At 48.1% G+C, this 4,421-nt stretch carries 3 protein-coding genes and 1 rRNA gene; all 4 read right to left on the reverse strand.

Going from position 1 to position 4,421, the window contains the following annotated elements:
- Positions 1 to 204 (reverse strand): 16S ribosomal RNA (locus ACKTSG_RS13595); the annotation flags it as partial.
- Positions 205 to 725: 521 nt separating this feature from the next.
- A complete protein-coding gene (gene lysS / locus ACKTSG_RS13600; protein WP_407895525.1) occupies positions 726 to 2,216 on the reverse strand; it encodes a lysine--tRNA ligase in 1,491 nt (496 codons plus the stop codon).
- A gap of 66 nt (positions 2,217 to 2,282) precedes the next feature.
- Complete coding sequence (gene dusB / locus ACKTSG_RS13605) at positions 2,283 to 3,293, reverse strand: tRNA dihydrouridine synthase DusB (RefSeq protein ID WP_407895527.1); 1,011 nt, start codon at positions 3,291 to 3,293, stop codon at positions 2,283 to 2,285.
- Positions 3,293 to 4,186: an Hsp33 family molecular chaperone HslO gene (gene hslO / locus ACKTSG_RS13610; RefSeq protein ID WP_407895529.1), complete on the reverse strand. Its 894-nt coding sequence runs from the start codon at positions 4,184 to 4,186 to the stop codon at positions 3,293 to 3,295. Before hslO ends, dusB begins: the two co-directional genes overlap by 1 nt.
- Positions 4,187 to 4,421: the final 235 nt, after the last annotated feature.

Consider the following 4,421-nt stretch of genomic DNA (forward strand, 5'->3'; position numbering starts at 1 on the left):
TTCTGAGGTTTATGCAGTATTAGCATCTGTTTCCAAATGTTATCCTCCACTTAAGGGCAGGTTACCCACGTGTTACTCACCCGTCCGCCACTCGGTTTTAAAGCAATCAGTCCGAAGACTTCATACAACAAAACCTCGTTCGACTTGCATGTATTAGGCACGCCGCCAGCGTTCATCCTGAGCCAGGATCAAACTCTCATATAATGAGTTATTTGAATAGCTCGTTTGTTGTTCTTCACTAAGACCGAAATCTTAGATCCGAGATTTACTAGCGAATTGACTTCGCTCATGTTTAACTCTTTTCAATTAAGAAAAGCCCTATCACATTTACGAAACTTTGTTCAGTTTTCAAAGGACTACCTTGTCAAAAGACAACTTAGAAATCATATCATGTCATCGGCGTTAAGTCAACAACTTTTTTCTGATCTCACCTCAGCGGATAACCGCCGTGGCTGCCTCAACAACGTTTATAATATTACCAAGGAAACCGCGGTGCGTCAACATTTTTCGTAACTTTTTCACAAATGCGAACACTGCTTTTTAAGGGACGTCGAACGTTTGGATTTTTGCTATCTTCGCTCCTACAAACGGTGCGTGTCATTCGGTAATTTCTGGGTACGGCACTTGAGCCCTGTTGTAAATTCATTCATCAAACATGCACACTTGCCAAAAAAGGCCATAAAAAAACTGTCTCACCAATAAAAAATAGTGAGACAGTTTTTCAATTATGGCCGCAACGTTGGGAACAACAGCACGTCGCGAATCGATGGGGCATCCGTCAACAGCATGACTAAGCGATCGATCCCGATCCCTAAGCCCCCTGTTGGTGGCATCCCATATTCCAAAGCTTCGACATAATCGTCATCGATGCCTTGGGCTTCATCGTTACCGGCAGTTTTTTCAGCGGCTTGGGCTTCAAAACGTTGCTTTTGGTCGATGGGATCATTTAATTCCGTAAAGGCGTTGGCATATTCATTGCCATGCATGAATAATTCAAAGCGATCCACGAAGCGCGGATCTTTTTTGGACTTTTTAGCCAAAGGCGAGATCTCGATGGGATGACCATATAAGAACGTCGGTTGCACCAAGGTCTTTTCGACGAATTCTTCAAAGAAGGCATTGATGATGTGTCCGGTGGTCCAATAAGGTTCATACTTCACGTGATGTTCATCGGCAACTTTACGGGCTTCTTCAGTGCTCATCGGTTGCCAGAAATCAACGCCAGTTTGTGCTTTGATCGCGTCGACCATGTGTACTCGCGCAAATGGCTGATCCAAATCAAGGTCTTGGCGTTGATAAGTGATCTTGCCAGTGCCTAAGACTTTCTGGGCGGCATAGCGGAAAATGCCTTCCGTTTCATCCATGACATCGGAAAGATCCCAATAAGCAGCATAAGTTTCCAGCATGGTGAATTCTGGGTTGTGCTTGGTATCGATGCCTTCGTTACGGAAAACTCGCCCGATTTCATACACGCGCTCCATGCCCCCAACGATCAAACGCTTGAGGTGTAATTCCAAGGCGATGCGTAAGTATAAATCGATGTTCAACGCATTATGATGGGTGATAAATGGCCGGGCATTGGCGCCACCAGCTTGGTTGTGCAACACTGGCGTTTCAACTTCTAAGAACTGGTTGTTGTCCAAGTATTCACGCACGGCACTGACGATCTTTGAACGCTTGACGAAACGATCAAATGAATCTGGATTGGCGATCAAATCCAAGTAGCGTTGCCGATAGATCTGCTCAACGTTGGTCAACCCATGATATTTGTCTGGTAATGGGCGCAAAGCTTTGGCCAAATGGGTCACATGATCCACGCGAATGGTCAATTCCCCAGCGTTGGTTTTCATCATGTCACCAGAAATGCCTAAGATATCGCCAAGGTCAGCTTTTTTGAAGATCTGATAGTTATCTTCGCCGACCACGTCTTTGCGCACATACAATTGGATCTTGCCTGAGCGGTCGCGAATATCGGCAAAACCGACTTTCCCTTTACCGCGTTTGGACATCATCCGCCCAGCAATTTTCACATGGGTCTCATCTGCCAATACCGTGTCATGGTCCAACGCATCGAATTGATCATGCAATTCTTGCGCCAAATGGGTACGCTCGAAGCGATGACCGAAAGGATCGATCCCAGCTTCGCGCAAGGCGTCCATTTTTTCGCGACGGGCCTTCATTTGGTCATTTAATTCAGGTTGCTTTTCATTTGCCACCAATAAGTCCTCCATTCATTAGTCCAGTTTGAGTGTGCCTTAATTTCTGAAAAAATGCAACGGCAATTATGCCCGAGCGTGGGCCTTGGCGATGCGCGCTTCAGTTTCTTCAACGAAGCGATCAAAAATATCATCGACTTCTTGTTCCGTATCCACGGAGTTCACCGCGTTTTTCGTGCGGGCAGAACGCGGAATGCCTTTCAGGTAATAAGCTGCCAGTTGCCGAAATTCTGGCACGCCAACTTTTTCGCCTTTCAATTCAACTAAGCGATGTAATTGTAGCTTCGCGGTTTCGACTTTTTCACGCGGCGTCGGTTCTGGCACTAATTCACCAGTGCGCAAGTAGGCTTCCACTTGGGTCAACAGCCAAGGATTGCCTAATACCCCACGGCCGATCATCACTGCGTCGGCACCGACTTCAGTCAACATGCGCTTGGCGTCTTGCGGCGTGCGGACATCCCCGTTTCCCATAAATGGAATGGTCAATTCATTGGCAACTTGCTTTAAAATGTCCCAATCTGCATGCCCAGAATACCCTTGTTTGCGGGTGCGGCCATGCATTGCCAAAGCTGCAGCGCCGGCGCGTTGAGCAGCAAGGGCATTTTCAATGGCGAAGACATGATCTTCATCCCAGCCGGTACGCATTTTGACCGTAACTGGTTTGTCGACGGCATCCACCACCGCGGCGACCATTTCATAAACTTTGTTCGGGTCTAATAACCAGTGGGCACCAGCATCAGTTTTGGTGACTTTAGGCACTGGGCAGCCCATGTTGATGTCGATAATATCTGCTGCGGTGTTTTCGGCGACGAATTTGGCCGCATTGACCAAGGTCTCTTTGGTCCCACCAAAAATCTGGATCGATACTGGATGTTCGCGCGGATCAACAAACATCATCTTTAAAGTCTTCTTGTTGCCATACATGATCCCACGATCAGAGATCATTTCACACACCACTAAGCCGGCGCCGAATTCTTTGGCGGTCACCCGAAAGCTAGCGTTGGTGATCCCAGCCATAGGCGCAACGACGATGCGGTTGGGAATCGTCACGTTACCAATTTGCCATGATTGATCCATTAATCTTCCTCCTGATCGCGCAAGGCGATAAGCTCTTCTTCTGTGTAGTGGTATTTGTTTCCGCAGAACTTGCAAACCGCTTCGGCGCCATGATCTTGATCGATCATTTGTTGGACGTCTTTTTTCGCCAAAGTGGCGATCACTCGGGCAAAATGCGCCTTTGAACACGTGCAAGCGAATTTCAACGGTTGCGACTGCAAGATCTTGATGCCAGTGTCCCCCATGCCTAACACGCGCTTAGCGATTTGGGTGGCGGTCATGCCGGATTTCAGCATTTCAGAAACTAGCGGCAAGGTTTTGATGTTAGTTTCAAGCTTCGCCAATGCCTCATCCGTCGCGCCAGGCAAAGCTTGCACCATAAAGCCGCCAGCATGGGCGATAGAATTATCCGCATTAACGAATACCGACAAACCGATGGCAGCAGGGATCTGCTCAGATTGCGACAAGTAGTAGGCGAAATCTTCCCCAAGTTCCCCAGAAACCAAGGGTACTTGGCCAGAAAATGGTTCCGCGCCGTCTAAGGATTTGGTGACCACCAGCAAGCCTTTTTTGCCAACTGCTTTGGCCACATCGATTTTCCCGACTAAATTCAGCGGCAAGTTGACATGTGGCACTTGAATATAACCGCGCACTGTCCCGTCGGCTGTGCCATCAGCAATGATCGCCCCGACTGGTCCATCGCCTTTGATGCGTACCGTCAGCAAGTCATCGGCATTTTTTAACCCCGCGGCGGCTAATAAACTCGTCGCCACCAAAGTCCGGCCTAAAGCGGCACTAGCAGCGCTCCAAGTGTCATGGCGCGTTTGCGCTTCTTGGACGGTTTGCGTCGCATCAACGGCAAACACGCGGAACAACCCGTCGGCACTGACGCCGGTAATGATTTCATCTGCCATGTTATTGATTTGTCTCCCTTTTACCTCGCATTAATTAACGCAAATCATTCTAACAGAAACCAGCCTCTTGCGCAAAAGTAAGTAACTGCGCCACTGGCAACAAAAAACGGGTCTACACTTTCTGGTGTTGGAGAAATCCAACGCTAAGAGTGTAGGCCCGTTTTAAATGACAAAATAATAGGGCACCTATAAGGCTACCCGTGCTATGCTCTAAGCGACGAAACCAAAAGCTAGC

The sequence above is a fragment of the Lacticaseibacillus salsurae genome, from assembly GCF_045862175.1.
GTDB classification, from domain to species: domain Bacteria; phylum Bacillota; class Bacilli; order Lactobacillales; family Lactobacillaceae; genus Lacticaseibacillus; species Lacticaseibacillus salsurae.